At 60.4% G+C, this 23,798-nt stretch carries 25 protein-coding genes; 16 read left to right on the top strand and 9 right to left on the bottom strand.

Annotated features, from left to right (window positions below):
• Positions 1-31 precede the first annotated feature (31 nt).
• Positions 32-1,432, bottom strand: a complete 1,401-nt coding sequence (locus AC1RS8_RS10095; RefSeq protein ID WP_489338725.1) for an MFS transporter — start codon at positions 1,430-1,432, stop codon at positions 32-34.
• A 262-nt stretch (positions 1,433-1,694) separates the two neighbouring features.
• Between AC1RS8_RS10095 and AC1RS8_RS10090 the strand changes: the two genes are divergently transcribed.
• Positions 1,695-2,579 (top strand): LysR family transcriptional regulator, encoded by an 885-nt coding sequence (locus AC1RS8_RS10090; protein WP_340317037.1) that lies wholly within the window; start codon positions 1,695-1,697, stop codon positions 2,577-2,579.
• Between the two features lie 232 nt (positions 2,580-2,811).
• Positions 2,812-3,231 (top strand): organic hydroperoxide resistance protein, encoded by a 420-nt coding sequence (locus AC1RS8_RS10085; protein ID WP_489338726.1) that lies wholly within the window; start codon positions 2,812-2,814, stop codon positions 3,229-3,231.
• Positions 3,232-3,404: 173 nt separating this feature from the next.
• On the opposite strand, the gene AC1RS8_RS10080 is transcribed toward AC1RS8_RS10085, so the two are convergent.
• Positions 3,405-3,857 carry a cupin domain-containing protein gene (locus AC1RS8_RS10080; protein ID WP_223531989.1) on the bottom strand — a complete coding sequence of 151 codons (453 nt, stop codon included), beginning with the start codon at positions 3,855-3,857 and terminating at the stop codon, positions 3,405-3,407.
• A 183-nt stretch (positions 3,858-4,040) separates the two neighbouring features.
• A complete protein-coding gene (locus AC1RS8_RS10075) occupies positions 4,041-4,556 on the bottom strand; it encodes a winged helix-turn-helix transcriptional regulator (RefSeq protein ID WP_489338727.1) in 516 nt (171 codons plus the stop codon).
• A gap of 99 nt (positions 4,557-4,655) precedes the next feature.
• On the opposite strand from AC1RS8_RS10075, the gene AC1RS8_RS10070 reads away from it, so the two are divergent.
• Together AC1RS8_RS10070 and AC1RS8_RS10065 are read left to right on the top strand one after the other, a co-directional pair.
• Positions 4,656-5,288: a cysteine hydrolase family protein gene (locus AC1RS8_RS10070; RefSeq protein ID WP_090456283.1), complete on the top strand. Its 633-nt coding sequence runs from the start codon at positions 4,656-4,658 to the stop codon at positions 5,286-5,288.
• Between the two features lie 270 nt (positions 5,289-5,558).
• Entirely contained in the window at positions 5,559-5,972 is a 414-nt protein-coding gene (locus AC1RS8_RS10065) for a DoxX family protein (protein ID WP_218496475.1), read from the top strand.
• A 71-nt stretch (positions 5,973-6,043) separates the two neighbouring features.
• Here the strand turns inward: AC1RS8_RS10065 and AC1RS8_RS10060 are convergent, their stop codons facing one another.
• Together AC1RS8_RS10060 and AC1RS8_RS10055 are read right to left on the bottom strand one after the other, a co-directional pair.
• Positions 6,044-6,211 carry a hypothetical protein gene (locus tag AC1RS8_RS10060; RefSeq protein WP_407516494.1) on the bottom strand — a complete coding sequence of 56 codons (168 nt, stop codon included), beginning with the start codon at positions 6,209-6,211 and terminating at the stop codon, positions 6,044-6,046.
• Positions 6,195-6,428 (bottom strand): hypothetical protein, encoded by a 234-nt coding sequence (locus AC1RS8_RS10055; protein WP_090456285.1) that lies wholly within the window; start codon positions 6,426-6,428, stop codon positions 6,195-6,197. The genes AC1RS8_RS10060 and AC1RS8_RS10055 overlap by 17 nt, the downstream gene beginning before the upstream one ends.
• A gap of 337 nt (positions 6,429-6,765) precedes the next feature.
• On the opposite strand from AC1RS8_RS10055, the gene alr reads away from it, so the two are divergent.
• Positions 6,766-7,995, top strand: coding sequence for an alanine racemase (gene alr, locus AC1RS8_RS10050; RefSeq protein WP_090456287.1), 1,230 nt, complete (start codon positions 6,766-6,768; stop codon positions 7,993-7,995).
• A gap of 409 nt (positions 7,996-8,404) precedes the next feature.
• On the opposite strand, the gene katG is transcribed toward alr, so the two are convergent.
• The 3 genes from katG to AC1RS8_RS10035 form a co-directional block, all read right to left on the bottom strand.
• A complete protein-coding gene (gene katG / locus AC1RS8_RS10045) occupies positions 8,405-10,618 on the bottom strand; it encodes a catalase/peroxidase HPI (protein WP_489338728.1) in 2,214 nt (737 codons plus the stop codon).
• Between the two features lie 312 nt (positions 10,619-10,930).
• Complete coding sequence (locus AC1RS8_RS10040; protein WP_007976534.1) at positions 10,931-11,128, bottom strand: YbdD/YjiX family protein; 198 nt, start codon at positions 11,126-11,128, stop codon at positions 10,931-10,933.
• Positions 11,129-11,130: 2 nt separating this feature from the next.
• Positions 11,131-13,188: a carbon starvation CstA family protein gene (locus tag AC1RS8_RS10035; protein ID WP_489338729.1), complete on the bottom strand. Its 2,058-nt coding sequence runs from the start codon at positions 13,186-13,188 to the stop codon at positions 11,131-11,133.
• A gap of 406 nt (positions 13,189-13,594) precedes the next feature.
• On the opposite strand from AC1RS8_RS10035, the gene AC1RS8_RS10030 reads away from it, so the two are divergent.
• From AC1RS8_RS10030 to AC1RS8_RS09980, 11 genes are all read left to right on the top strand, one after another.
• Positions 13,595-14,953, top strand: coding sequence for a cache domain-containing protein (locus AC1RS8_RS10030; protein WP_489338730.1), 1,359 nt, complete (start codon positions 13,595-13,597; stop codon positions 14,951-14,953).
• A 39-nt stretch (positions 14,954-14,992) separates the two neighbouring features.
• Positions 14,993-15,625, top strand: coding sequence for a response regulator (locus tag AC1RS8_RS10025; protein ID WP_090456295.1), 633 nt, complete (start codon positions 14,993-14,995; stop codon positions 15,623-15,625).
• 245 nt (positions 15,626-15,870) lie between these two features.
• Positions 15,871-16,233: a hypothetical protein gene (locus tag AC1RS8_RS10020; protein WP_349736725.1), complete on the top strand. Its 363-nt coding sequence runs from the start codon at positions 15,871-15,873 to the stop codon at positions 16,231-16,233.
• Between the two features lie 211 nt (positions 16,234-16,444).
• Positions 16,445-17,035 carry an amino acid synthesis family protein gene (locus AC1RS8_RS10015; protein WP_007978708.1) on the top strand — a complete coding sequence of 197 codons (591 nt, stop codon included), beginning with the start codon at positions 16,445-16,447 and terminating at the stop codon, positions 17,033-17,035.
• A gap of 44 nt (positions 17,036-17,079) precedes the next feature.
• Positions 17,080-17,913 (top strand): alpha/beta fold hydrolase, encoded by an 834-nt coding sequence (locus tag AC1RS8_RS10010; protein WP_090456298.1) that lies wholly within the window; start codon positions 17,080-17,082, stop codon positions 17,911-17,913.
• Entirely contained in the window at positions 17,910-19,391 is a 1,482-nt protein-coding gene (locus AC1RS8_RS10005) for an aldehyde dehydrogenase (RefSeq protein WP_489338731.1), read from the top strand. Before AC1RS8_RS10010 ends, AC1RS8_RS10005 begins: the two co-directional genes overlap by 4 nt.
• A 12-nt stretch (positions 19,392-19,403) precedes the next feature.
• The gene (locus AC1RS8_RS10000) at positions 19,404-19,889 is read left to right on the top strand and encodes a flavin reductase family protein (protein ID WP_218496465.1); all 486 of its coding nucleotides are present in this window, start codon (positions 19,404-19,406) and stop codon (positions 19,887-19,889) included.
• Between the two features lie 147 nt (positions 19,890-20,036).
• Positions 20,037-21,488 carry an NAD-dependent succinate-semialdehyde dehydrogenase gene (locus AC1RS8_RS09995; protein WP_489338732.1) on the top strand — a complete coding sequence of 484 codons (1,452 nt, stop codon included), beginning with the start codon at positions 20,037-20,039 and terminating at the stop codon, positions 21,486-21,488.
• 19 nt (positions 21,489-21,507) lie between these two features.
• Complete coding sequence (locus AC1RS8_RS09990; protein WP_007991919.1) at positions 21,508-21,897, top strand: carboxymuconolactone decarboxylase family protein; 390 nt, start codon at positions 21,508-21,510, stop codon at positions 21,895-21,897.
• Between the two features lie 89 nt (positions 21,898-21,986).
• Positions 21,987-22,739 (top strand): GntR family transcriptional regulator, encoded by a 753-nt coding sequence (locus AC1RS8_RS09985; protein WP_015095667.1) that lies wholly within the window; start codon positions 21,987-21,989, stop codon positions 22,737-22,739.
• Position 22,740: 1 nt separating this feature from the next.
• Positions 22,741-23,304, top strand: coding sequence for an NUDIX hydrolase (locus tag AC1RS8_RS09980; RefSeq protein ID WP_102671435.1), 564 nt, complete (start codon positions 22,741-22,743; stop codon positions 23,302-23,304).
• A gap of 133 nt (positions 23,305-23,437) precedes the next feature.
• On the opposite strand, the gene AC1RS8_RS09975 is transcribed toward AC1RS8_RS09980, so the two are convergent.
• Complete coding sequence (locus AC1RS8_RS09975) at positions 23,438-23,734, bottom strand: DUF1330 domain-containing protein (RefSeq protein WP_489338733.1); 297 nt, start codon at positions 23,732-23,734, stop codon at positions 23,438-23,440.
• Between the last annotated feature and the right edge of the window lie 64 nt (positions 23,735-23,798).

Genomic DNA, 23,798 nt, shown 5'->3' with positions numbered 1-23,798 from the left:
CAGGTCGTTTTCACGACAGTCGCGCCGTTTTTCAGCACGGCGCGATCAGGCGACGTGAAACGATTTTGCTGATTGCGCCAATCACCAGGGCGACGAGGATCAGCCCGGCGGCGACCACGAACGTCAGCCGCATTCCCTGTGCGATGGCTTCGGGTTGCGCTTGCAAAACATCGTTGCTGGCCGAACCGAAGGCGAACACTGCGCCCATCACGCTAGCGCCGGTGATCAAGCCAAGATTGCGCGACAACCCGAGCAAACCGGACACCACGCCACGCTGCGGCGTCGCAATATTCGACATGACGGCGGTATTGTTGGCCGCCTGGAACAGCGCGTAACCGGCGGTAATGACCGCCAGTGGCACGATGTAGCCGAGCGCACCAAAGCCCGTCGGCACGGCGGGCAGGATGCAAGCGCCGGTCAACATGGCAATCAATCCGAGCATGCTGGATCGATGTGCGCCCAATCCGTCGACCCATCGACCCGCCGGCACCCCGGCCAGTGCGGCGACCAACGGTCCCGTCGACATCACCAGACCAACGCTCGCTGCATTCAACGCCAGTGCGCCGGTGAGATAAAACGGCCCCACCACCAGGGTGGCCATGACCACGGTTGTCACCAGCATGCTCATGGCGAAACCTGCGCTCAGCTGCGGATTGCGGAACATCGTCAGTCGAACCAGCGGTGACTCGGCTGTGCGCTCGACGAACACAAACACGCCCGCCCCGACCATCGCCACCAGCAACAGTGCCGTGTTCAGCGGACCAAAACCGCCACGCCCGAGGGTCATCGCCAGCGCATAGGCCAGCAGTGTCAAGACCAGTACCAAGGTGCCGAGGACATCGAAACCCGCTCGATCCACCCTCTTCTCACGGCAATCTTTCGGTAAAAAACGATGCGCGAGCCCAATCGCCAAAACACCCAACGGCACATTGACCAGAAAAATCGCCTGCCACCCCAGATTGGCAATCAAAAAACCGCCGAGGGTCGGGCCGAGCGACGTGCCAATCGCCGACATGGTGCCGAGCAGGCCCATCGCGCTGCCCATTTTTGCCTTGGGCACTGCCTCGCTCACCAGCGCCATGGTCAACGCCATCATGATGGCCGCGCCGATGCCCTGTAATGCCCTTGCGGCAATCAGCAACCACAGACTGGCCGCCAGGGCGCACAGGAACGAGGCGACGGTGAACACCGCAATGCCGATCAGCAGCAATCGCCGACGGCCAATGATGTCGCCGAGCCGGCCGACGCTCACGATCAGCGCCGTGATCGCCAGTAGGTAAGCGAGCACCACCCATTGCACTTGCTGGAAGGAGGCCGAGAGCGCTGCGGCCAGTGTCGGTAAACCAACGTTGGCAATGCTGGTGCCCAGGGACGACAGCAACATGGATAACGACAGGCTGGCCAAGGCGCCCCGAATCGATATGGACTTCATTTTCTCGTGACTCCGCAAATAGGTTGTCTCGAGCCTAAGCCCGCACCTAACATGGCGGAAGACGCAGCATTTGCACTTTATACGTGCATACAACGCCACACTCGAAAATGTGGGAGCGAGCCCTGTGGCGAGGGGGCTTGCCCCCGTTTGAGTGCGTAGCACTCACAAGATCTTTGGTGCATCAGAGATTTTGGGGCTGCTTCGCAACCCAACGGGGGCAAGCCCCCTCGCCACAGGGCTCGCTCCCACAGGAATTGATTCGATGCCAGACCTGAATCTGTTGATCACCCTGAACGTGTTGCTCGAAGAAGGCAGCGTGGCCCGCGCTGCGCAGCGGTTGCGCCTGAGCCCCTCAGCCATGAGCCGGGCGCTGGCGCGGTTGCGCGAAACCACGGGTGATCCGCTGCTGGTGCGGGCCGGTCGCGGACTGGTTCCCACGCCCCGGGCGCTGGAGCTGCGTGAACGCGTCGGCGCGCTCGTGCAGGACGCCGAAGCCGTCCTGCGCCCCGCCGAGGCACTGGATCTCAATCAACTGGCGCGCACCTTCACCCTGCGCACCAGCGATGGCTTCGTGGAAAATTTCGGACCACCACTGATCGCCCGCCTCCACCAGGAAGCACCCGGTGTCCGCCTGAATTTTGTGCAGAAGCTGAACAAGGACAGCACCCTGCTGCGCGACGGCTCGGTGGACCTGGAAACCGGTGTGATCGGCGAATCGACCAGCCCGGAAGTGCGGACCCGGATGCTGTTTCGCGACCGGTTCATTGGCGTCGTGCGTAAGGGTCATCCACTGGCTCGAGGCGAGATGACAGCGGTTCGTTATGCCGCCGCCCGGCACATCCTGGTCTCGCGTCGGGGCCACGAAAAAGGCGTCATGGACGATGCCTTGAATGAGCTGGAACTGACGCGCGACATCGCCACCATTGTCGCTGGCTTCTCTTCGGCGATTGCATTGGCGCGGGCTTCGGACCTGGTCGCCAGCGTACCGCAGCGGCACGTCGGCAACCTGTGCCAGGGAATGCATTGCTTTGCCCTGCCGTTCCCCACGCCGGCGATCACGGTTTCGATGCTGTGGCACCCGCGCATGGACGCCGACCCGGCGCATCGCTGGCTACGCGGGTGCGTGTGGGAGGTTTGCAGTCAATAACACCACCGGGACACTGAGTGTGGAACGCCAAGCTTGACCGCCACACCCTCCCCAGTCGAAGGCATTCAAGCGGTTTGTATCGAACTGTACTTCCCCCCGGACACCTTACACAGCGATACAAATCCGCCAGGTTCAGGACATATGTGCAGTACATGGAAATGAAAAAGTGTGGCGCATCGGAAAGCGCAGGTTTTCCGAGCATTCCAGCGACCCACTGACAGGAAAAACCACCATGATCAATGCAATCGATACCGTGCTGTACACCGGCAAGACCCACACCACCGGCGGCCGCGACGGTCAGGCGCGCAGCACCGACGGACGTCTGGACATCAAGCTTTCGCCTCCCGGCTCTTCAGGTGCCGGCACCAATCCTGAGCAAATGCTGGCGGCGGGTTGGTCGGCTTGTTTCATCGGGGCGATGGGCAAGGCATCCGTCGCGCTGAAAGTGGCCTTGCCGAACGACGTTGCGGTGGATGCCGAAATCGATCTGGGCAAGTCCGAAAACGCTTTCTTCCTTCAAGCCCGTCTGAATGTCAGCCTGCCGGGCCTGGACCCGACCATCGCACGCAAGGTGGTGGAAATGGCGCATCAGACTTGCCCGTACTCCAAAGCGACCCGCGGCAACATCGACGTCGAAATCAATCTGGTTTGACCGATGCAGAAAAGCCTGGCCTGACGTCTTGATACCGGTCAGGCCAGGCTTTTTGAGCACCGCAATTGCTGTAGGTGTAGGAGCGAGCTCGCTCGCGATGGTCTCAAGAGCGCCGCGCATAGCCAGCAAGCGCGCGTTTTCGTTAACGACCATCGCGAGCAAGCTCGCTCCTACTACTCCTTCAGGATCAGCAGCGGTTCGCCTTTCTTCACGATGTAGGTCGCCAGTTCCGAGGCCTTGCCTCCACCCACGTTCTTCGCTACATGGGCGACGCCGTCAGGGATGTACAACGAATCACCGGCCTTGAGCGTCACCGGTGCCCGACCTTCCAGTTGATACTCAAAGGTACCGCTGATCACGTGCGCCACCTCTACGCCCGGGTGAGCATGTTTGGGCGAAGTCACGCCCGGATCGAAGTCCACGAGCACCTGAAGGACTTCGCGATCGGCGGCGCCCAGGTCTTCGCGTACCAGGTCGGTGCGATGCAGGCCCTGCTGCCAGCTTTTCATCGCAGGGGCCGGCTGTGTTTCCTGGGCTTGAGAGAGACTCGCTACAGTGGCGAGTCCTGCGGCGGCCAGAGCCAGACCAAGCTTGCCGAGGGTGTGACGGGTGTGGGTACGCAACATTGTCTTTCCTCCAATTGAACCACGCCAGGCCGCGCCGAAAGTGGCGCGGTGCCGGTGGTTCCATTTGAAGGCCGCCGTGTATCGCCCGGGTGTCGGGAAACGGCGGTTTTGTATGCCCCGGTAACGGCGGGCGTTGCGGATACCTGCGGATACAAACCCGCAGCTGCGGGCACGTCGTTGGTCTTATTCCCCCGCCGCCCCGCGACTGCCCTTGAAAGCGTCGCTCCGGGCGCTGCGTTCGGCGACATAGGCGGCACTCGGCTCACTGACCAGGTCTGCGCGGCGCAAGGGCTGCCCGCAATGGGCGCACATCGGTCCGAGCCCGGCCGGCTCGCCGCAACTGCGGTGGGTATAGACCACCGCCAGGCCTTCCTCGGGCGACTTGCACCAGGTTTCACCCCAGGCCCGCAACGCCAGGACCACCGAGTAGAACGCGTCGCCTTTTTCCGTGAGGTGATATTCGTAGCGTTTTGGCCGCTCACTGTAAGCGCGGCGCTCTACGAGCCCGTCGGCCTCCATGCTCTTCAAGCGCGCCGCGACCATTTGCGGCGTAGCGCCGGTCTGCGCCTGGATGTCATCAAAGCGATGGCTACCCATGAACAACTCCCGCAACACCAGCACCGTCCAGCGGTCGCCAACGATGGCTTCGGCCCGGGAAATCGGACACAGGGTTTCAGAAACGGTTGTTTTCACCGACATGCGGTATTGCCTCTTTCCTAGTTACTATGATTATCATATTAACGTAGATTCTGAGCAACTACACTTCACCATCCACGGATTGTTTTGCGGAGAACCGTCATGCCCAACGCCACCTACCCTCTTGACCGGACTGCCTATCTGCTGGTCGACCCCTACAACGACTTTCTGTCGGAGGGCGGAAAGATCTACCCCTTGATCGAGCCAATGGCCAAGCAAGTCGGCCTGCTCGACAACCTGCGCACGCTTGATCGCACCATTCGCGCGCTCAACATCCCGGTGGTCATCGTACCGCACCGCCGCTGGGAAAAAGGCGACTACGAAAACTGGGATCACCCAAGCCCCACCCAGTGCAAGGTCATGCATATGCATCACTTCGCACGGGGTGAATGGGGCGGCGAATGGCACCCCGACTTCGCGCCGAAGGACGGTGACATCGTCGTGCAGGAACATTGGGGCTCCAGCGGTTTTGCCAATACAGACCTCGATTTTCGCCTCAAGCAAAAGGGCATTACCCACGTGATCATCGTCGGCCTGCTGGCCAATACCTGCATCGAGGCAACCGCCCGTTACGCTCAGGAACTCGGCTATCACGTCACCCTGGTGCGGGATGCGACCGCGGCCTTCATGCCGGAGATGATGCATTCGGCCCATGAGCTGAACGGTCCGACCTTCGCTCACGCCATCCTGACCACCGATGAACTGGTTGCCGCGCTGGCACAGGCAGGTGAGTGATGCAGTTGACCGGCACCTTGAGGTCTCGCTCCCACCCATCACGCTTGGCGCGCTTATTGATTGCACCGTGGGTGATGCCCTGGGCAGATGCGATCTCACGGGTGGAAAGCAATCCGGCCCGGGAGGCACGTTCAATTGCCTCCCAGTCGGGTTGCTTGGTTGTCATGGGAATCCTTCAGATTCCTACCAGAAGAGAGTGCGTTGTCGTGCCCAGGCGAACTTCCAGGCGGCAGCTAATATAAAACTGCCCATCACAAAAGGAAGGTAGTCATGAGATACAACCTGTTCGAGAATCAGAGAAACGAGATCATCCTGCTCGCGCGCATCCTTCTGATGATCCTTTTCATCATTTCCGGCTGGAGCAAACTGACCAACTTTGACGGTACCGCTACTTACATGAGCTCTCTCGGCGTGCCCATGCCCATGGTCGCTGCGGGGATTGCGGTCGTCATGGAGTTCTTTGTCGCTATAGCGATAGTCGTGGGTTTCTACACCCGCCCACTCGCATTTCTCTTCGTCTTGTTCGTACTCGGTACTGCTCTAATCGGACATCACTTTTGGACTATGGTTGACCCAGAGCGCGCAGCCAACATGACCCAATATTTCAAGAACCTCAGTATCATGGGCGGTTTGCTGCTGCTGGGCATTACTGGTCCTGGCAAGTATTCGATTGATGGCAGATAGCTTCGCGAACATCACTCGAGCCTTCCCGGTATCCGCGACACAATTTGCTAATTCGCGAATCGTGTCGCGAATTAGCTCTCGTCTGCCTTTCGCTCAGCCCAGCGCTTGCCAAGCTGACGAGCCTGCTCTACGCCGAGCACGCCGATGAAGCCAGCCGTTGCGAATGACCAGGCAATGCTGAAGCCGAACTCATTCACCGTCAGGCATGAGAGGCCGACCCTCTTAGCTTTCACCATCATGCACAGTGACCCTAACTCCCGTAGCGACAATCTCGTACTCAGTTTCGGAAATTTTATTCACGGCACCACCAAATTGCATTTCGAAATGCTTCAGACCTTCATGTCGAACCATGCCGTTTGGCGAGCGCTCAATGGTCTCGTCCTGATAGATGTTAATCACGTATTCCAGGTTATCTGTGCCAACCCCAACTATTTTTCCAACATATTTATCTGCCATGTCCGAACTCCTTGCGTGAAATCTCAAAGTAGCTGGTGCAGGCAGATGAATCCACAGCATTGAACAGTTCACTTCACCATGATGTTGGTCTGCACCTGAGCGTGCAGGCGAGTGACGTTGGTCATGCCCTCTCCAATGTCGCGACATGAATTTCTGTTGTGCGGTAACCGTTCCGGCAACAAACCTTCCTGATGCCATCGCTTGGGGTCAAGCTGAGCGCGAACAAATTCCTTACATGTTTTTACATCTTCGAACCCGGCGTACAACGGCAACTTACATCGCCTTCCAATAATCGGCACCGGAATAATAAAAAGACCGATTACATGGAGAGTTTCAGATGCCCTTTACCCGTACTGTTCTAGCGTTGTCCCTCGGCCTGGTTTTTTTACAGAGCAATGCCCAGGCAGCGGCGCCGCTGTCGCTCGCTAACGGCAACTCCGAGCTGACTGCGCAAATCAGTAATGCCTGGATAGAAATCAATAAGACCGCGTTAGAGCACAATATCCGTACCCTGCAAGCCGAGCTCGCCGGCAAGTCGAAACTCTGTGCGGTACTGAAAGCCGACGCTTATGGTCATGGTATCGGGTTGGTGATGCCTTCAGTGATCGCGCTGGGTGTACCGTGTGTGGCGGTCGCCAGTAACGAAGAGGCGCGAGTGGTTCGCGAAAGCGGCTTTAAAGGCCAGTTAATCCGTGTTCGCACCGCCTCCCTGGGGGAGCTGGAAAATGCTCTGCAGTACAACATCGAGGAACTGGTTGGCAACCTCGATTTCGCCCGCCAAGCGGCCGATCTTGCACATAAACACGGTCGCAAACTGCAGGTGCACATCGGTCTCAACTCAAGCGGCATGAGCCGTAACGGCGTGGAAATGGCTACCGAGCAGGGTAAACAAGACGCGCTGGCGATCACCAAACTGCCAAATGTCGAAGTGGTTGCGATCATGACCCACTTCGCCGTGGAGGATAAGGACGACGTACGCAAGGGCCTGGCAACCTTCAACGAACAAGCGGCCTGGCTGATGGACGTGGCCCAGCTCGATCGCAAGAAAATCACCCTGCACGCGGCCAACTCCTTCGCCACCCTGGAAGTACCCGAATCGCGCCTGGACATGGTGCGCACGGGCGGCGCGTTGTTTGGCGATACCGTCATCTCGCGCACTGAGTATCGGCGCGTGATGCAGTTCAAGTCGCATGTGGCCTCGGTCAATAGCTATCCCGCTGGAAACACCGTGGGTTACGACCGTACATTCACCCTGTCACGTGATTCGAAACTGGCCAACATCACGGTCGGTTACTCCGATGGTTATCGCCGCGTGTTCACCAATAAAGGCGTGGTGTTGATCAATGGTCATCGCGTGCCGGTGGTGGGCAAGGTTTCGATGAACACCGTGATGGTCGATGTCACGGATGCACCCGACGTCAAGGCGGGTGATGAAGTAGTGCTGTTTGGCAAACAAGGCGCAAGCGAAGTCAGCCAGGCTGAAGTCGAAGAGATCAACGGTGCGCTACTGGCCGACCTCTATACCGTCTGGGGCAGCGCCAACCCGAAAATACTGGTCGAGAAGTAATCCCGCCATTATCGTAAATCACAGGGCACGATCATTCGGGCACAGCTTTGCCAAGCGCTGACAAGCTCCAATGTAGGAAAGGGACTGACAGGAGAGAGCTCGCTTTCTCTTGTCGGAAGGTGACCATCATGCCTTGGCCAGACGCTTGCGATTCGCGAAACGTGTCGCGACTTACTTGGCTCGCCGATCGATCCCACCGGGCGTCTTGTCACAGCGCAAGTCGTATTGGTTTGAAGCTGTGTGGATTGCAGGGTGCATTCGAGCAGATGAACGGGCAACAAAAAACCCGGCACGGTGGCCGGGTTTTTGTGTTGAGTGTGTGTATCGATCATAGCTTGCAGGAACCACATTAAAACTACCCATGCCAGCCCACCAAACATCAACAACCAGCGTTATGACAACATCCCCTCTAGACAGTGCGGTTTAAGTCGAATCGGTCCAGGTTCATCACTTTGGTCCACGCAGCGACGAAGTCCTTGACGAACTTCTGCTGCGCATCGGCGCAGGCATAGACTTCAGCCAACGCACGCAACTGCGCATTGGAACCAAAGACCAGGTCAACCCGCGTCCCCGTCCACTTCACTGCACCGGTTTTGCGATCACGCCCTTCATACTCTTGCTGGGCATCCGACACGGGCTTCCACTCCACGCCCATATCCAGCAGGTTGGTGAAGAAGTCGTTGGTCAAGGCTTCCGGACGCGTGGTGAACACACCGTGTTTGCTCTGGCCGACATTGATGTCCAACCCGCGCAGGCCACCCAGCAATACCGTCATTTCCGGCGCACTGAGCGTCAGCAGTTGTGCCTTGTCGATCAGCAATTTTTCGGCCGGTACACGGTACTGTTGCTTCAGGTAATTACGGAAGCCGTCGGCAATCGGTTCAAGGAAACCAAAGGACTCGACATCGGTCTGTTCCTGGCTGGCGTCCATGCGTCCCGGGCTGAACGGCACCGTCACACTGTGGCCGGCGTTTTTCGCAGCCTGTTCGACACCCGCGCCACCGGCGAGCACGATCAGGTCGGCCAGGGAGATTTTCTTGCCATCGGTTTGCGCGCTATTGAACTCGTTCTGGATGCCTTCGAGTTTGGCCAGCACATTGGCCAGTTGCTCTGGCTGGTTGGCCTCCCAGGACTTTTGCGGTGCCAGGCGCAGACGCCCGCCGTTGGCACCGCCGCGCTTGTCGGAGCCACGGAAGCTGGAAGCCGCCGCCCAAGCTGTAGATACAAGCTGCGAGACCGACAGGCCGGACGCCAGCACCTTGCTTTTCAGGCCCGCCACGTCACTGTCATTGACCAGCGGATGATCGACGGCAGGGATCGGGTCTTGCCACAGCAGTTCTTCGTTCGGCATTTCCGGGCCGAAGTAGCGTGAGAGCGGACCCATGTCACGGTGAATCAGCTTGTACCAGGCACGGGCGAAGGCGTCGGCCAACTGGTCTGGATTGGCCAGGAAGCGCCGCGAAATCGGTTCATAGATCGGGTCGAAGCGTAGCGACAGGTCCGTGGTCAGCATGGTCGGATCGCGCCGTTTGGACGGATCGTGTGCATCCGGAATGGTGCCGGCACCCGCGCCGTTTTTCGGCTTCCACTGGTTTGCCCCCGCCGGGCTCTTGGTCAGTTCCCATTCGTAACCGAACAGGTTCTCCAGGTAGTTGTTGCTCCACTGGGTTGGCGTGGTGGTCCAGGTGACTTCCAGGCCGCTGGAGATGGTGTCGCCACCTTTACCTGTACCGAACGTGCTCTTCCAGCCCAGGCCCTGCAGTTCGAGGCCGGCGGCTTCGGGCTCAGGTCCGACATGATCGACGGGACCTGCACCGTGGGTTTTGCCGAAGGCGTGACCGCCCGCGATCAGCGCGACGGTTTCCTCATCGTTCATTGCCATGCGCGCAAAGGTTTCACGGATATCTATCCCGGCGGAAACCGGATCGGAGTTGCCTTCAGGGCCCTCCGGGTTTACGTAGATCAGGCCCATCTGCACGGCTGCGAGGGGGGTTTCCAGAGTGCGCTCTACGGGATTTTGCCCGGCATCCTTGCCATAACGCACGTCGCCACCCAACCACTTGCCTTCAGCCCCCCAGTAGACGTCTTCGTCCGGTTCCCAGACATCGGGGCGGCCAGCGGAAAAACCAAAGGTCTTGAAGCCCATGGATTCCAGTGCGACGTTGCCGGCGAGGACGATCAGGTCGGCCCAGGAGATTTTGTTGCCGTACTTTTGCTTGACCGGCCAGAGCAGCCGACGGGCCTTGTCGAGGCTGACGTTGTCCGGCCAGCTGTTGAGCGGCGCAAAACGTTGCTGGCCGGAGCCGGCGCCACCCCGGCCGTCACCGGTGCGATAGGTGCCTGCGGCGTGCCAGGACATGCGGATAAAGAAAGGCCCATAGTGACCGAAGTCCGCCGGCCACCAATCCTGGGAATCGGTCATCAGCGCAGTCAGGTCGTTTTTCAGCGCCTGGAAGTCCAGGCTCTTGAAGGCTTCGGCGTAGTTGAAGTCGCTTCCCAGCGGGTCAGACTTGGGCGAGTGTTGACTCAAGATCTTCAGGTTCAGTTGGTTCGGCCACCAATCGCGGTTCGTCGTGCCACCGCCAGCGGCGTGATTGAACGGGCATTTCGATTCAGTTGACATGGCATCTCCTCTTGATTTTGTTTTCAGCTAACCACCTTTGAGCGTGGCTCCGGATCACCGATTGATGAAATAGCTTTTCGGTATGGGATCCATAGCCTTGAGGCTATGACAGCCCCGCGATCAGTCGCTCCAGACCCTCCATTAAAGTCCCGGTCGGGGAAACTGTCGCTTCATCTTTGGAGATAGCTGATAAACAGTTCAAATCAGTAACGAGTTGCACAGTGGATGAGCAGCATTGGCTGCAAGGACGTTGTCATCAGGGCATTCCTGTATTCAATAAAAAACCGGCCTTTCAGCCGGTTTTTATGTCACTCAACAGCACTTCGGTCCGGCTTTACTGCCGTAACGGGCCTCCTGGCGCTCGCGGAAGAACGCCTCGTAGTCCATCACCGGTTTGTCCGGGTGCTTGGTCTGCATATGCTCGACGTAGTTGTCGTAGTCGGGCATGCCGACCATCAGGCGCGCGGCCTGACCGAGGTATTTACCGAGGCGACTCAGGTCATTGAACATGATCAGGCATCCGGCAGCGCTTGATATGGCGCTTCTTTATCCGTGCGTTCCTTGGTGCCCCAGGCAGCGATACCGACCTTGAGCGCAAAGAACAGGATGCTGAACACCACGAACAGGAACAGCGCAGTCAGGGTCGCGTTGGTGTAGGCGTTGAAGATCACATGCTGCATCTGGTCGATGCTCTTGGCCGGGGCCAGCACCTGACCATTGGCCAGCGCATCGCTGTACTTCTTCGCCAGGGCCAGGAAGCCGATCGCCGGGTTGGCGTCGAACAGCTTGATGAAGCCCGCTGTCGTGGTGCAGATCAGCAGCCATACGGCCGGCAGCAAGGTCACCCACACATAACGCTGGTGCTTCATCTTGATCAGCACCACGGTGCCGAGCATCAGCGCGATACCGGCCAGCATCTGGTTGGAGATACCGAACAGCGGCCACAAGGTGTTGATGCCACCCAGTGGATCGATCACGCCCTGGTACAACAGATAACCCCACATGGCCACGCAACCGGCGGTGGCCACCAGGTTGGCGGTCCAGGATTCGGTGCGTTTGAGCGCCGGCACGAAAGAGCCGAGCAAGTCCTGGAGCATGAAGCGACCGGCACGGGTACCGGCGTCGACTGCGGTGAGGATGAACAGCGCTTCGAACAGGATCGCGAAGTGGTACCAGAACGCCATGGTGTTTTCACCCGGCAGAAGCTGGTGCAGGATCTGCGCGATCCCGACCGCCAGGGTCGGCGCACCGCCGGCACGGGCCAGGATGGTGGTTTCACCGATGTCATGGGCGACCGCTTGCAGGGCTTCCGGGGTAATGGCAAAGCCCCAGCTGCTGACGGTTTGTGCAACCGCGACCGCATCGGCACCGACTACGGCGGCCGGGCTGTTCATGGCGAAGTACACACCCGGATCGATGACCGAAGCCGCGACCATGGCCATGATCGCCACGAACGACTCCATCAGCATGCCGCCGTAACCGATGTAACGGGCATGCCCCTCACTGGCGAGCAGCTTGGGCGTGGTGCCGGAAGCAATCAGCGAGTGGAAACCGGAGACCGCGCCACAGGCGATGGTGATGAACAGGAACGGGAACAGACCGCCCTTCCAAACCGGACCGGTGCCGTCGACGAACTGGGTCAGGGCCGGCATTCTCAGCTCGGGCATGGTCACCAGGATGCCAATCGCCAGGGCGACGATGGTGCCGATTTTCAGGAAGGTGGAGAGGTAGTCACGGGGTGCCAGGATCAGCCACACCGGCAATACCGCCGCGACAAAACCGTAACCGATCAGCATCCAGGTGATCTGGATACCGGTAAAGGTAAAGGCTTTGGCCCACACTGGATCCGCGGCAATCTGCCCGCCGAGCCAGATCGAGCCCAGCAGCAACAGCACGCCGATCACCGAGATTTCACCAATGCGACCCGGGCGGATGTAGCGCATGTAGATGCCCATGAACATCGCGATCGGGATGGTCGCCATCACCGTGAAAATGCCCCAAGGGCTTTCGGCCAAGGCCTTCACCACGATCAGCGCCAGCACCGCGAGGATGATGACCATGATCAGGAAGCAGCCGAACAGCGCGATGGTGCCGGGGATGCGGCCCATTTCCTCACGGACCATGTCGCCCAGGGAACGACCGTTGCGGCGGGTGGACATGAACAGGACCATGAAGTCCTGCACCGCACCGGCCAGCACTACGCCGGCGATCAACCACAGCGTGCCGGGCAGGTAGCCCATCTGCGCCGCCAACACCGGGCCGACCAGCGGACCTGCACCGGCAATGGCCGCGAAGTGGTGACCGAACAGGACATGTTTGTTGGTCGGCACGTAGTCCAGACCATCGTTATTGAGCACAGCCGGAGTGGCTCGATTGGGGTCGAGTTGCATCACTTTGTTGGCGATGAACAGGCTGTAGTAGCGGTAGGCAACGAGGTAGATGGCGACGGCTGCGACTACGATCCACAGGGCGTTGATCGCTTCGCCGCGGCGCAGGGCCACGACACTCAGCGCAATCGCTCCCAGGACAGCCACGGCAAACCAGGCGAGGTGTTTAGCCAGACGGGGCATAGCGTGTCTCCTGCCGACAGCCAGTGACTGCGGCGGTAATTTTTATAATTGTGTCCGCAGTGCGGAGCTGGCCCAATATCTGCGCATGTCGTCCACAAATAAATCCGCGTTACTACGTACGCGGCGTCTACGTAGTTCTACGTAGATGACGCCGATCTCATGTGGATTCACCACCGGACCCGGGGGCCATCCCCGATCAAATGTGGGAGCGAGCTTGCTCGCGATAGCGGGCTGTCAGACACATCAATGTTGAATGTGCCGCCCTCATCGCGCGCAAGCTCGCTCCCACAGGTTCTGTATTTCAACTGAATGGCATCCCGGCCGCCGGTCATTCCGTCCAGCAACGCTACTGGCCGAATACCTCTTTGGCATATGATCCCGAGCCTTCGCGCGGGCAGGAGTCAACATGCAGCTCAAACACAAGATCGTCGCCCTCGGGATTCTGCCGCTGGTGCTAGCCATTGCCGTCATCTGCGCGCTGGTGATTTCCCTCAATCGCCAATTGGGCGATCAACAGGCACAACTGATCGAAGACAGCATTCTGGCGAGCAAGCGCGCGGAGCTGAAAAACTACGTGGAAATGGCCCAGAGCCTGATCGCGCCCCTGTACGACGACGGCCACGGCGATGCCCGTGCCCAACAACAAGTGCTGGAAGAACTGCGCAAGCTCAGCTTTGGCATCAACGGCTACTTCTTCGTCTACGACCACGAAGGCCGCAGCCTGATGCATGCGCGCCAGTCGGAACTGGTGGGCCAATACCTGTGGGACATGAAAGATCCCCACGGCCTGCCGGTGATCCAGGCGCTGCTCAAAAGCGCGCAATCGGGGGAAGGTTTTCAACGCTATGCCTGGAGCAAACCCTCCTCCGGCCAGGTGACCGACAAGCTCGCCTACGTGGTGATGCTCGATCGCTGGGGCTGGATGCTCGGTACCGGCATCTACCTCGAAGACGTCGAACGCGCCACCCAGCAGGCCCGTGCCGAAGTGGCCATGGGCATCCGCAAGACCATGATGGCGATTGCCGTGGTCGCCCTCGTCGCGGTGCTGTTCGTATTCGCCACCGGCATGACCCTCAACGTCAGCGAACATCGGCTGGCGGACAAGAAACTGCAGCGCCTGACCCAGCGCATCGTCAGCCTGCAGGAAGAGGAACGATCACGGGTGTCCCGCGAGTTGCACGACGGCATCAGCCAGGTGCTGGTCTCGATCAAGTTCCAGTTCGAACTGGCCAGCCATCTGCTGGAACGCGGACAGGCCCACGACAAGGGCTTGAGCACGCTGAAAGACGCCACCGAGCGCCTGGGCGATGCCATCGGCGAAGTCCGCAGCCTCTCCCACGACCTGCGCTCATCCCTGCTCGACACCCTCGGCCTGCCGGCGGCCATCGGCCAATTGGCTGCCGAATTCGAGCAGCGCAGCGGGCTGACCGTGACCTATGACGAAAATGAATTCGACTGTCAATTGGTCGACGGCGCGGCTGTTTCGCTGTTCCGCATCGTCCAGGAAGGCCTGACCAATATTGAACGCCACGCCCAGGCGAAGAACGTGTCCATTACACTGCGCGGCTGCGAACAGTCGGTGCGGCTGACGGTGGTCGATGACGGCATTGGTTTCAACGTAGCCCAGGTAGAACGTCGCCAGGCCGGCATTGGCTTGCGTAACATCCGCGAGCGCGTCGAACATTTTGGCGGGCGCTTCGATTTGATCTCGATGCCGGGCAGAAGTGAGCTGGACGTACTGTTGCCAATGAAACCAGACGCATAACGCTGACCCGGCCCAAAACTACAAGAGTGAATAGCTGCGATGAACCTGCCCTCCCCGATCCGCGTCGCCCTGGTCGACGATCACTCCCTGGTCCGCGACGGAATCAAGGCGCTGCTGGCCGTGATGTCGCCCCTGGAAATGGTCGGCGAAGCGGAAAACGGCGCCGCGGCCATCGAGATGGTTGGACGTTGCCAGCCGGACCTGCTGCTGGTCGACATCAGCCTGCCGGACATGAACGGCCTGGAACTGACCCGCGTGCTGCGCAGCCAGTACCCATCGCTCAAGGTGCTGGTGCTGAGCATGTACGACAATTACGAATACGTCAGTGAATCGGTGCGCTCCGGCGCCAGCGGCTACGTGCTGAAGAACGCCCCGTCACGGGAAATCATCGCCGCCATCGAGGCCATCACCAGCGGGGGAACCTTCTACAGCGCCGAAATCGCCCAGCGGCTGATCGCCGACAGGAACACCGACAACGAACTGACCCCTAGGGAAAGCCAGGTGCTGTCGAAGATGGCGCAGGGGTTGAACAACAAGGAAATGGCCCGGGAACTGGACATCAGCGTGCGCACGGTGGAGACACACCGCTTGAGCATCCGGCGCAAGCTCAACATCGACAAGCCGGCGGCGCTGGTCAAGTACGCGATCGATCATGGGCTTATTTCCCGCTAACACCGCGAACCCTGTGTTCACTGCAAAAACCTGTGGGAGCGGGCTTGCTCGCGAAGGCGTTGTGTCAGTCGACAACATTGCTGGCAATGCCGACGCCTTCGCGAGCAAGCCCGCTCCCACAAGGGGCATCGAATCCACCATTGACTGCGTCGATAGTCACCATTGATTCAATGAAGTTCTCTTAAAAAATCCACGGCGTAACATCTGCTCCATACCAACCCATCAGCACCCCGGAGCACACCATCATGAAACGCCAAACCCTTCTCGGCATCGCTTTCTCGGTTTTCGCAGTTAACGCTTTCGCCGCTACCGCCGCTCAACCTGTGGTCGCTGAAGGCGGCTCGGATCGTCTGATTGAAAGCCGTGTGGCCGAGGGTGGTTCCGATCGCCTGATCGAGAATCGTGTCGCCGAAGGTGGTTCGGATCGCCTGATCGAAAACCGCGTCGCCGCCGATGGCTCCGACAAACTGATGCAAAACCGCGTTGCCGAAGGTGGCTCGGACAAACTGATCCAAAACCGCGTCGCTGAAGGCGGTTCCGACAAACTGCTGCAAAACCGTGTAGCCGAAGGCGGTTCGGATCGTCTGATCGAAAGCCGCGCTGTCTGAATGCAGTGCTTTACCGCAGGACTCGACGAAAAACCCGGCCTCATCAGCCGGGTTTTTTTACGTCTTTTATAAGTCCTTCCCGCCACGCATAGCGCCTCGCCCGCCCCCCTTTTATCGCCATCCAGCCAGAAACTCCGTTCGGGGACTTGTGCTTCCGGTATTATGGTATACCATCAGACGCACAGACACCCAAACCTCTACGGAGCAGCTCATGAGTTTCGAAATCCGCAAGATCGTCAGCTATGTCGAAGAAACCTTTATTGAAGGCGGCAAAGCCACCGATAAGCCCGTGACCATGGTCGGTCTGGCCGTGGTGATGAAGAACCCCTGGCTGGGCAACGGTTTCGTCGAAGACCTGAAACCACAGATCCGCGCCAACTGCTCCGACCTCGGCGCACTGATGGTCGAGCGTCTGGTGGGCATCATTGGCGGCGCCGAGAAAATCGAGGCGTACGGCAAGGCTGCGGTGGTCGGCGCCGATGGCGAAATCGAACACGCTTCGGCGGTGATCCACACCCTGCGCTTCGGCAACCATTACCGCGAGGCGGTCAAGGCCAAGAGCTACCTGAGCTTCACCAACAAGCGCGGCGGCCCGGGCACCTCGATCCAGATCCCGATGATGCACAAGGACGACGAAGGCCTGCGCTCGCACTACATCACCCTGGAAATGCAGATCGAAGACGCGCCGCGTGCCGACGAAATCGTCGTGGTCCTGGGTTGCGCCGACGGCGGCCGCCTGCACCCGCGCATCGGCAACCGCTACATCGACCTGGAAGAACTGGCCGCCGAAAAAGCCCAGTAACCGGCCAGCAGAACGACAACAAGAAGGCATTGCAGGAGCGCTCCATGATTCGGCTCACCGCTGAACTCACCCCGGCTGGCACCAGTTACCTGGCGACCGGCCAAGGCCAGCCCGTGGTCTTGATCCACGGCGTGGGCCTGAACAAAGAAATGTGGGGCGGCCAGATCGTTGGCCTGGCCACGAAGTACCGCGTCATCGCCTACGACATGCTCGGCCATGGCGCCAGCCCGCGACCGGAGAACGGTACGCAACTGCTCGGCTATGCCGACCAGTTGCTGGAGCTGCTCGACCACCTGCAATTGCCCAAGGCAACGGTGATCGGTTTTTCCATGGGCGGGCTGGTGGCGCGGGCCTTTGCCCTGCACTACCCGCAACGCCTGGAAGGCCTGGTGGTGCTCAACAGCGTGTTCAACCGCAGTGCCGAACAGCGTGCCGGGGTCATCGCCCGCACCAGCCAGGCTGCCGAACACGGGCCGGACGCCAATGCCGAAGCCGCGCTGTCGCGCTGGTTCAGCCGTGAATACCAGGCCGCGAACCCGGCGCAGATCGCCGCGATTCGCCAGACCCTGGCCGGCAATGACCCTCAGGGCTACCTGACCACTTATGAACTGTTCGCCACCCAGGACATGTACCGCGCCGACGACCTGGCCAGCATCCAGGTGCCGACGCTGATCGCCACCGGCGAACTGGACCCCGGCTCAACCCCGGAAATGGCCCGGCAACTGGCCGAACGCATTCCCGGCGCGACCGTTGCCGTACTCGCCGAGCAACGGCATATGATGCCGGTAGAGTCGCCACGCCTGGTCAACCAGCTGTTGCTGGAGTTTCTGCAGACCGCGCACTCCAAACAAAACCAGATCAAGGGGATCGTTGCATGACACTCGCACGCTTCCAGATGTGCATCGGCGGTGAATGGGTCGATGCCCTGTCCGGCAAGACCTTCGAAAGCCTCAACCCGGCGTTGGCCGAACCCTGGGCTGAACTGCCCGATGCCGACGAGGCCGATGTCGAGCGTGCCGTGCAGGCTGCGCAGACGGCTTTCGACAGCCCGGCATGGCGCGGTTTGACGGCTACCGCTCGCGGCAAATTGCTGCGACGCCTGGGCGACCTGATCGCCGAGAACAAAGAACAACTGGCGCAGCTCGAAAGCCGTGACAACGGCAAGCTGATCCGCGAAACCCGCGGCCAGGTCGGCTATCTGCCGGAGTTCTTCCACTACACCGCAGGCCTGGCGGACAAGCTCGAAGGCGGCACCCTGCCGCTGGACAAGCCGGACCTGTTTGCCTACACCGTGCACGAAGCCATGGGTGTGGTTGCCGCGATCATTCCGTGGAACAGCCCGCTGTACCTGACCGCGATCAAACTCGCCCCGGCGCTTGCCGCGGGCAACACCATCGTGATCAAACCGTCGGAACACGCTTCGGCGACCATCCTCGAACTGGCGCGCCTGGCGCTGCAAGCCGGGATTCCGCCGGGGGTGGTCAACGTCATCACCGGCTATGGCCCGAGCACCGGCGCCGCCCTCACCCGCCATCCGCTGATCCGCAAGATCGCTTTTACCGGCGGCGCGGCGACGGCGCGGCATGTGGTGCGCAGCAGTGCGGAGAACTTCGCCAAGCTGTCGCTGGAGCTGGGCGGCAAATCGCCGAACATCATCTTCGCCGACGCCGACCTCGACAGCGCGATCAACGGCGCCATCGCCGGGATCTATGCCGCCTCCGGGCAAAGCTGCGTCTCCGGTTCGCGCTTGCTGGTGCAGGACGAAATCTACGATGAGTTCGTCGGTCGTCTGGTGGAACGCGCCAAGCGCATCCGCATTGGCAACCCGCAGGACGACAGCAGCGAAATGGGCCCGATGGCCACCGCGCAGCAACTGGCCGTGGTCGAAGGCCTGGTGGCCGATGCCATCGCCGAAGGCGCGCGCCTGCGCCTGGGCGGCAAGCGTCCAGAGAATCTGGGTGACGGCTGGTTCTACGAACCGACGCTGTTCGAGTGCGACCGCAATTCGATGAAGATCATGCAGGAAGAAGTCTTTGGTCCGGTGGCTTCGGTCATCCGTTTCAAGGACGAAGCCCAAGCGCTGGCGATTGCCAACGACTCGCAGTTCGGCCTCGCCGCCGGCATCTGGACCCGCGACCTGGGCCGCGCCCATCGCCTGGCCCGGGACGTGCGTTCGGGGATCATCTGGGTCAACACCTACCGCGCGGTCTCGGCCATGGCTCCGATCGGCGGCTTCAAGAACAGCGGCTATGGACGCGAAAGCGGCATCGATTCGGTGCTGGCCTACACCGAGCTGAAAACGGTGTGGATCAACCTGTCCCAGGCACCGATGCCTGATCCCTTCGTGATGCGCTAGGAGTCCTGGAAAATGATCGAACCCGGCATTTACAAAGACGTGATGAGCTCGTTCCCGTCCGGGGTCACGGTGGTCACCACCCTGGACCCGGACGGCGGCATCGTCGGCATCACCGCCAGCGCCTTCAGTGCGCTGTCGATCGACCCGGCACTGGTGCTGTTCTGCCCCAACTACGGCTCCGACACCTACCCGGTGTTGCGCGACAGCAAGCAGTTCGCGATTCACCTGCTGTCCGCCGACCAGACCGCCGAGGCCTATGCCTTCGCCGGTAAAGGCAAGGACAAGGCCAAAGGAATCGAGTGGCACTTGAGCGAACGGGGTAACCCGATCCTGGCCAAGGCCACGGCGATCATCGAGTGCGAACTGTGGCGCGAATACGACGGCGGCGATCACGCGATCATCGTCGGCGCGGTGAAGAACCTGATCCTGCCCGCGCAACCGGTCACGCCGATGATCTACCACAAAGGCAAGCTGGGCCCCCTGCCCACCCTGGCCTGACACTGCTTTTCTGTGGGAGCGAGCTTGCTCGCGATGACGGTGTATCAGTCGACATAGATGTTGAATGTCAGTCCGCTATCGCGAGCAAGCTCGCTCCCACAGGTACTGCACCAGACAGTTAAGTCTTCATTCTTTCCAGGAGCCGGCATGAGCCCAGCAGCCTCGCAACTGTTCCGTCAGCAGGCCTACATCAATGGCCAGTGGCTGGACGCGCCGGATGGCGCCTGTCAGGACATCTTCAACCCGGCCACCGGTGAACTGATCGGCCAGGTGCCGAACCTCGGCGCCGAGCATGCGCGCCAGGCTATCGAGGCCGCCAACAAGGCCTGGCCGGCCTGGCGCGCACTGACCGCCAAGGAGCGCAGCAATACGCTCAAGCGCTGGCACGCGCTGATGCTGGAAAACGCCGACGCCCTGGCACAAATCCTCACTCTCGAACAAGGCAAGCCACTGGCCGAAGCCAAAGGCGAAATCCTCTACGCCGCAAGCTTCATCGAGTGGTTCGCTGAAGAGGCCAAACGCATCTACGGCGACACCATTCCCAGCCACAAGGGCGATGCGCGCATCGTGGTCAGCAAGGAGCCGATTGGCGTCGTCGCGGCCATCACGCCGTGGAACTTCCCGGCGGCGATGATCACCCGCAAGGCCGGCCCGGCACTGGCGGCCGGTTGCCCGTGCATCGTCAAGCCAGCCCCGGAAACACCGTTCTCGGCACTGGCCATGGCTGCGCTGGCGGAACAGGCCGGGATTCCAGCCGGCATTTTCAACGTGATCACCGGCGATGCCATCGCCATCGGTGGCGAGCTGACCGGCAGCAGCCTTGTGCGCAAACTGTCGTTCACCGGCTCCACCGCCATCGGCAAACTGCTGATGGCCCAGTGCGCGCCGACCCTGAAAAAAGTCTCGCTGGAACTGGGCGGCAACGCGCCGTTCATTGTCTTCGACGATGCCGATCTGGAACGCGCTGTTGACGGCGCGCTGATCGCCAAATTCCGCAACGCCGGGCAGACCTGCGTCTGCGTCAATCGCTTCCTGGTGCAGGCCGGCATCCACGACGCCTTTGTCGCACGCCTGGCCGAGCGGGTTTCGCAACTCAAGGTCGGCAGCGGTTTCGATGATGGCGTCACCCAAGGGCCACTGATCAACGAGCGCGCCGTGGCCAAGGTCGAAGAACACGTGCAAGACGCTCTGGCCCACGGAGCACAACTGTTGTGCGGCGGCGAACGCCATGCGCTGGGCAATGGATTCTTCCAGCCGACCGTGCTCATCGGCGTCACCACCCGGATGAAAGTCGCCCGGGATGAAACCTTTGGCCCGTTGGCCGCCGTGTTCCGTTTCGACACCGAGGCCCAGGCCGTCGAGATGGCCAACGACACCGAATTCGGCCTCGCCGCCTACTGCTACACCCGCGACCTGGGCCGCGCCTGGCGCATGAGCGAGGCGCTGGAGTACGGCATGGTCGGGATCAACGAAGGGCTGATTTCCACTGAGGTCGCGCCATTCGGCGGGATCAAGTCCTCGGGGCTGGGCCGTGAAGGGTCGAAGTACGGCATCGAGGATTACCTGGAACTCAAATACACCTTGATGGGCGGCCTTTGAGCCCGCGGGAGCTACGTAAATGAACAACGAAAAGTATGAAAAAGGCCTGAAGATCCGTACCCAGGTGCTGGGTGAGGCCTACGTCAATCGTTCCATCGAGAACGCCGACGACTTCACCCGACCGTTGCAGGAAATGGTCACCGAGTATTGTTGGGGGCATGTCTGGGGTCGTGAGGGTTTGTCGCTCAAGGAGCGCAGCATGATCAACCTGGCGATGATCTCGGCCCTCAACCGGCCCCATGAACTCAAACTGCATGTGCGCGGCGCCTTGCGTAACGGCCTGAGTCGTGAGCAAATACGCGAAATATTGCTTCAGGTCGGCATTTATTGCGGTGTTCCCGCTGCCGTAGACAGTTTCCGGCTCGCCCGTGAAGCCTTCGCCGAAGCCGATGCCGAGGCCTCCAGTTAACCCTTGGCTGTTTGATCTGACCGGGCACCCAGATTCCTGTAATCGAAGTGCTCTTTTTTGCATGGACAGCCACAATCAGAGCGGACCCCATGAAACGCCTGCCACTCGACGACAGCTTCAAGGTCAATCGCAACCCCGTTACCCTGCGCGAAATCGTGCTGGATAAACTGCGAAGCGCCATCATGAACTTCCAGCTCCTGCCGGGAGACCGTCTGGTCGAACGCGATCTGTGCGATCGCCTGGGCGTCAGCCGTACCTCCGTGCGCGAAGCCTTGCGTCACCTGGAATCCGAAGGCCTGGTGGAATTCGCCGACGCCAAGGGCCCGCGTGTCGCGATCATCACCCTGGCCGATGCCGTGGACATCTACGAGTTGCGCTGCGTACTCGAAGGGCTGATCGTGCAACTGTTCACCCTGCGCGCCAAGGCCAAGGACATCAAGGCCCTGGAAAAAGCCCTCGAAGAAAATCGCAAGGCGCTCAAGGACGGTGAGCTGCAACAGGTCATCGACTCGGTGCAAGGTTTCTACGATGTGCTGCTCGAAGGTTCGGGCAACCATGTCGCGGCCACTCAATTGCGCCAGTTGCAGGCACGCATCAGCTACCTGCGCGCGACCTCGGTGTCCCAGGAAAACCGTCGCGGCGCCAGTAACCAGGAAATGGAACGCATGGTCGAGGCGATCAAGGGCGGTGATCCGCTGGCCGCTCACCAGGCTTGCGTCGACCACGTGCGTGCGGCCGCTGCCGTGGCCCTGGACTACCTCAAGCGCAAGCAGGAAGAAACCGGCGATATCCCGGCGATTACCTTGCCCATCGCGCTGAAAGAACCGCGCATAGGTCGCTGAAATGTTCAGCCCGAGCTTTTGCCCCAAGTGCGGCAGCGCAGACCTCAGGTCACAGTTGCCGCCGGGCGATACGCACGAGCGCCTGATGTGCCGCGGTTGCGGCTACATCCATTACATCAATCCGAAAATCATTGCCGGCTGCATCATCGAGCAGGACGGCAAGTATTTGCTGTGCCAGCGCGCGATTCCGCCGCGTCCGGGCACCTGGACCCTGCCGGCAGGCTTCATGGAAAGTGGCGAGACCACCGAACAGGCGGCCTTGCGCGAAGTCTGGGAAGAAAGCGGCGTGCGTGCCGAAATCGTCTCGCCCTATTCGATCTTCAGCGTGCCGAAGATCAGCGAGGTGTACATCATCTTCCGCGCCATCGCGCTGGAGATTACCGGGCAGTACGGCCCGGAAACCCTTGACTACAAGTTCTTCGCGCCCGAGGACATTCCCTGGGACAGCATCTACTATCCGGCGATCCGGCAGATCCTTGAGCGCTATATCGAGGAGCGTCAGGCCGGGGTTTATGGCATCTACATGGGCAATGACGACAGCGGGAAGATTCACTTTATTCGCTGAAAAACCCCATTCCCCCTGTAGGAGCGAGTCTGCTCGCGATGGTCGTCAACGATGACGCGTGCTGACTGACCGAACGCGTTGCTCTAACGTTTTTCGCGAGCAGGCTCGCTCCTACAGGGTCAAGCGGTGCCGGTCAGAGCGGCGCCATGCCCTCGACGATAATGACCTCTGCCTTCGCCACGCCTTCGCGATGTCCCCTGGCCTCCTGATACAACGCCGAGTAATAGCAAGCCACCGCCTGCTCATAGGAATCAAACTCGATCACCACGCTGCGTTGCGGCGTAGGCCGGCCTTCCATCGCCTCGCTGCGCCCGCCCCGCGCGAGAATCCGACCGCCATACAGGGCAAACGCCTTCGGCGCCCGCTGGGTGTATTGGCTGTATTGATCGGGGTCGGTGATGTCCACGTGAGCAATCCAGTACGCCTTCATAGTGACCTCTCGGTTTGTTTTGTATTATGGTATACCACAATACCCATCCAACAAACACTGAGAC

The sequence above is a fragment of the Pseudomonas sp. GW821-FHT12A04 genome (assembly GCF_058807755.1).
This window is presented reverse-complemented; position numbering and strand designations above follow the sequence as displayed.

Bases quoted from the DNA above. Each gene is read 5' to 3' on its own strand.
- AC1RS8_RS10095 (WP_489338725.1), bottom strand. From the start codon at position 1,432: ATGAAGTCCATATCGATTCGGGGCGCCTTGGCCAGCCTGTCGTTATCC.
- AC1RS8_RS10090 (WP_340317037.1), top strand. From the start codon at position 1,695: ATGCCAGACCTGAATCTGTTGATCACCCTGAACGTGTTGCTCGAAGAA.
- AC1RS8_RS10085 (WP_489338726.1), top strand. From the start codon at position 2,812: ATGATCAATGCAATCGATACCGTGCTGTACACCGGCAAGACCCACACC.
- AC1RS8_RS10080 (WP_223531989.1), bottom strand. From the start codon at position 3,857: ATGTTGCGTACCCACACCCGTCACACCCTCGGCAAGCTTGGTCTGGCT.
- AC1RS8_RS10075 (WP_489338727.1), bottom strand. From the start codon at position 4,556: ATGTCGGTGAAAACAACCGTTTCTGAAACCCTGTGTCCGATTTCCCGG.
- AC1RS8_RS10070 (WP_090456283.1), top strand. From the start codon at position 4,656: ATGCCCAACGCCACCTACCCTCTTGACCGGACTGCCTATCTGCTGGTC.
- AC1RS8_RS10065 (WP_218496475.1), top strand. From the start codon at position 5,559: ATGAGATACAACCTGTTCGAGAATCAGAGAAACGAGATCATCCTGCTC.
- AC1RS8_RS10060 (WP_407516494.1), bottom strand. From the start codon at position 6,211: ATGATGGTGAAAGCTAAGAGGGTCGGCCTCTCATGCCTGACGGTGAAT.
- AC1RS8_RS10055 (WP_090456285.1), bottom strand. From the start codon at position 6,428: ATGGCAGATAAATATGTTGGAAAAATAGTTGGGGTTGGCACAGATAAC.
- alr (WP_090456287.1), top strand. From the start codon at position 6,766: ATGCCCTTTACCCGTACTGTTCTAGCGTTGTCCCTCGGCCTGGTTTTT.
- katG (WP_489338728.1), bottom strand. From the start codon at position 10,618: ATGTCAACTGAATCGAAATGCCCGTTCAATCACGCCGCTGGCGGTGGC.
- AC1RS8_RS10040 (WP_007976534.1), bottom strand. From the start codon at position 11,128: ATGTTCAATGACCTGAGTCGCCTCGGTAAATACCTCGGTCAGGCCGCG.
- AC1RS8_RS10035 (WP_489338729.1), bottom strand. From the start codon at position 13,188: ATGCCCCGTCTGGCTAAACACCTCGCCTGGTTTGCCGTGGCTGTCCTG.
- AC1RS8_RS10030 (WP_489338730.1), top strand. From the start codon at position 13,595: ATGCAGCTCAAACACAAGATCGTCGCCCTCGGGATTCTGCCGCTGGTG.
- AC1RS8_RS10025 (WP_090456295.1), top strand. From the start codon at position 14,993: ATGAACCTGCCCTCCCCGATCCGCGTCGCCCTGGTCGACGATCACTCC.
- AC1RS8_RS10020 (WP_349736725.1), top strand. From the start codon at position 15,871: ATGAAACGCCAAACCCTTCTCGGCATCGCTTTCTCGGTTTTCGCAGTT.
- AC1RS8_RS10015 (WP_007978708.1), top strand. From the start codon at position 16,445: ATGAGTTTCGAAATCCGCAAGATCGTCAGCTATGTCGAAGAAACCTTT.
- AC1RS8_RS10010 (WP_090456298.1), top strand. From the start codon at position 17,080: ATGATTCGGCTCACCGCTGAACTCACCCCGGCTGGCACCAGTTACCTG.
- AC1RS8_RS10005 (WP_489338731.1), top strand. From the start codon at position 17,910: ATGACACTCGCACGCTTCCAGATGTGCATCGGCGGTGAATGGGTCGAT.
- AC1RS8_RS10000 (WP_218496465.1), top strand. From the start codon at position 19,404: ATGATCGAACCCGGCATTTACAAAGACGTGATGAGCTCGTTCCCGTCC.
- AC1RS8_RS09995 (WP_489338732.1), top strand. From the start codon at position 20,037: ATGAGCCCAGCAGCCTCGCAACTGTTCCGTCAGCAGGCCTACATCAAT.
- AC1RS8_RS09990 (WP_007991919.1), top strand. From the start codon at position 21,508: ATGAACAACGAAAAGTATGAAAAAGGCCTGAAGATCCGTACCCAGGTG.
- AC1RS8_RS09985 (WP_015095667.1), top strand. From the start codon at position 21,987: ATGAAACGCCTGCCACTCGACGACAGCTTCAAGGTCAATCGCAACCCC.
- AC1RS8_RS09980 (WP_102671435.1), top strand. From the start codon at position 22,741: ATGTTCAGCCCGAGCTTTTGCCCCAAGTGCGGCAGCGCAGACCTCAGG.
- AC1RS8_RS09975 (WP_489338733.1), bottom strand. From the start codon at position 23,734: ATGAAGGCGTACTGGATTGCTCACGTGGACATCACCGACCCCGATCAA.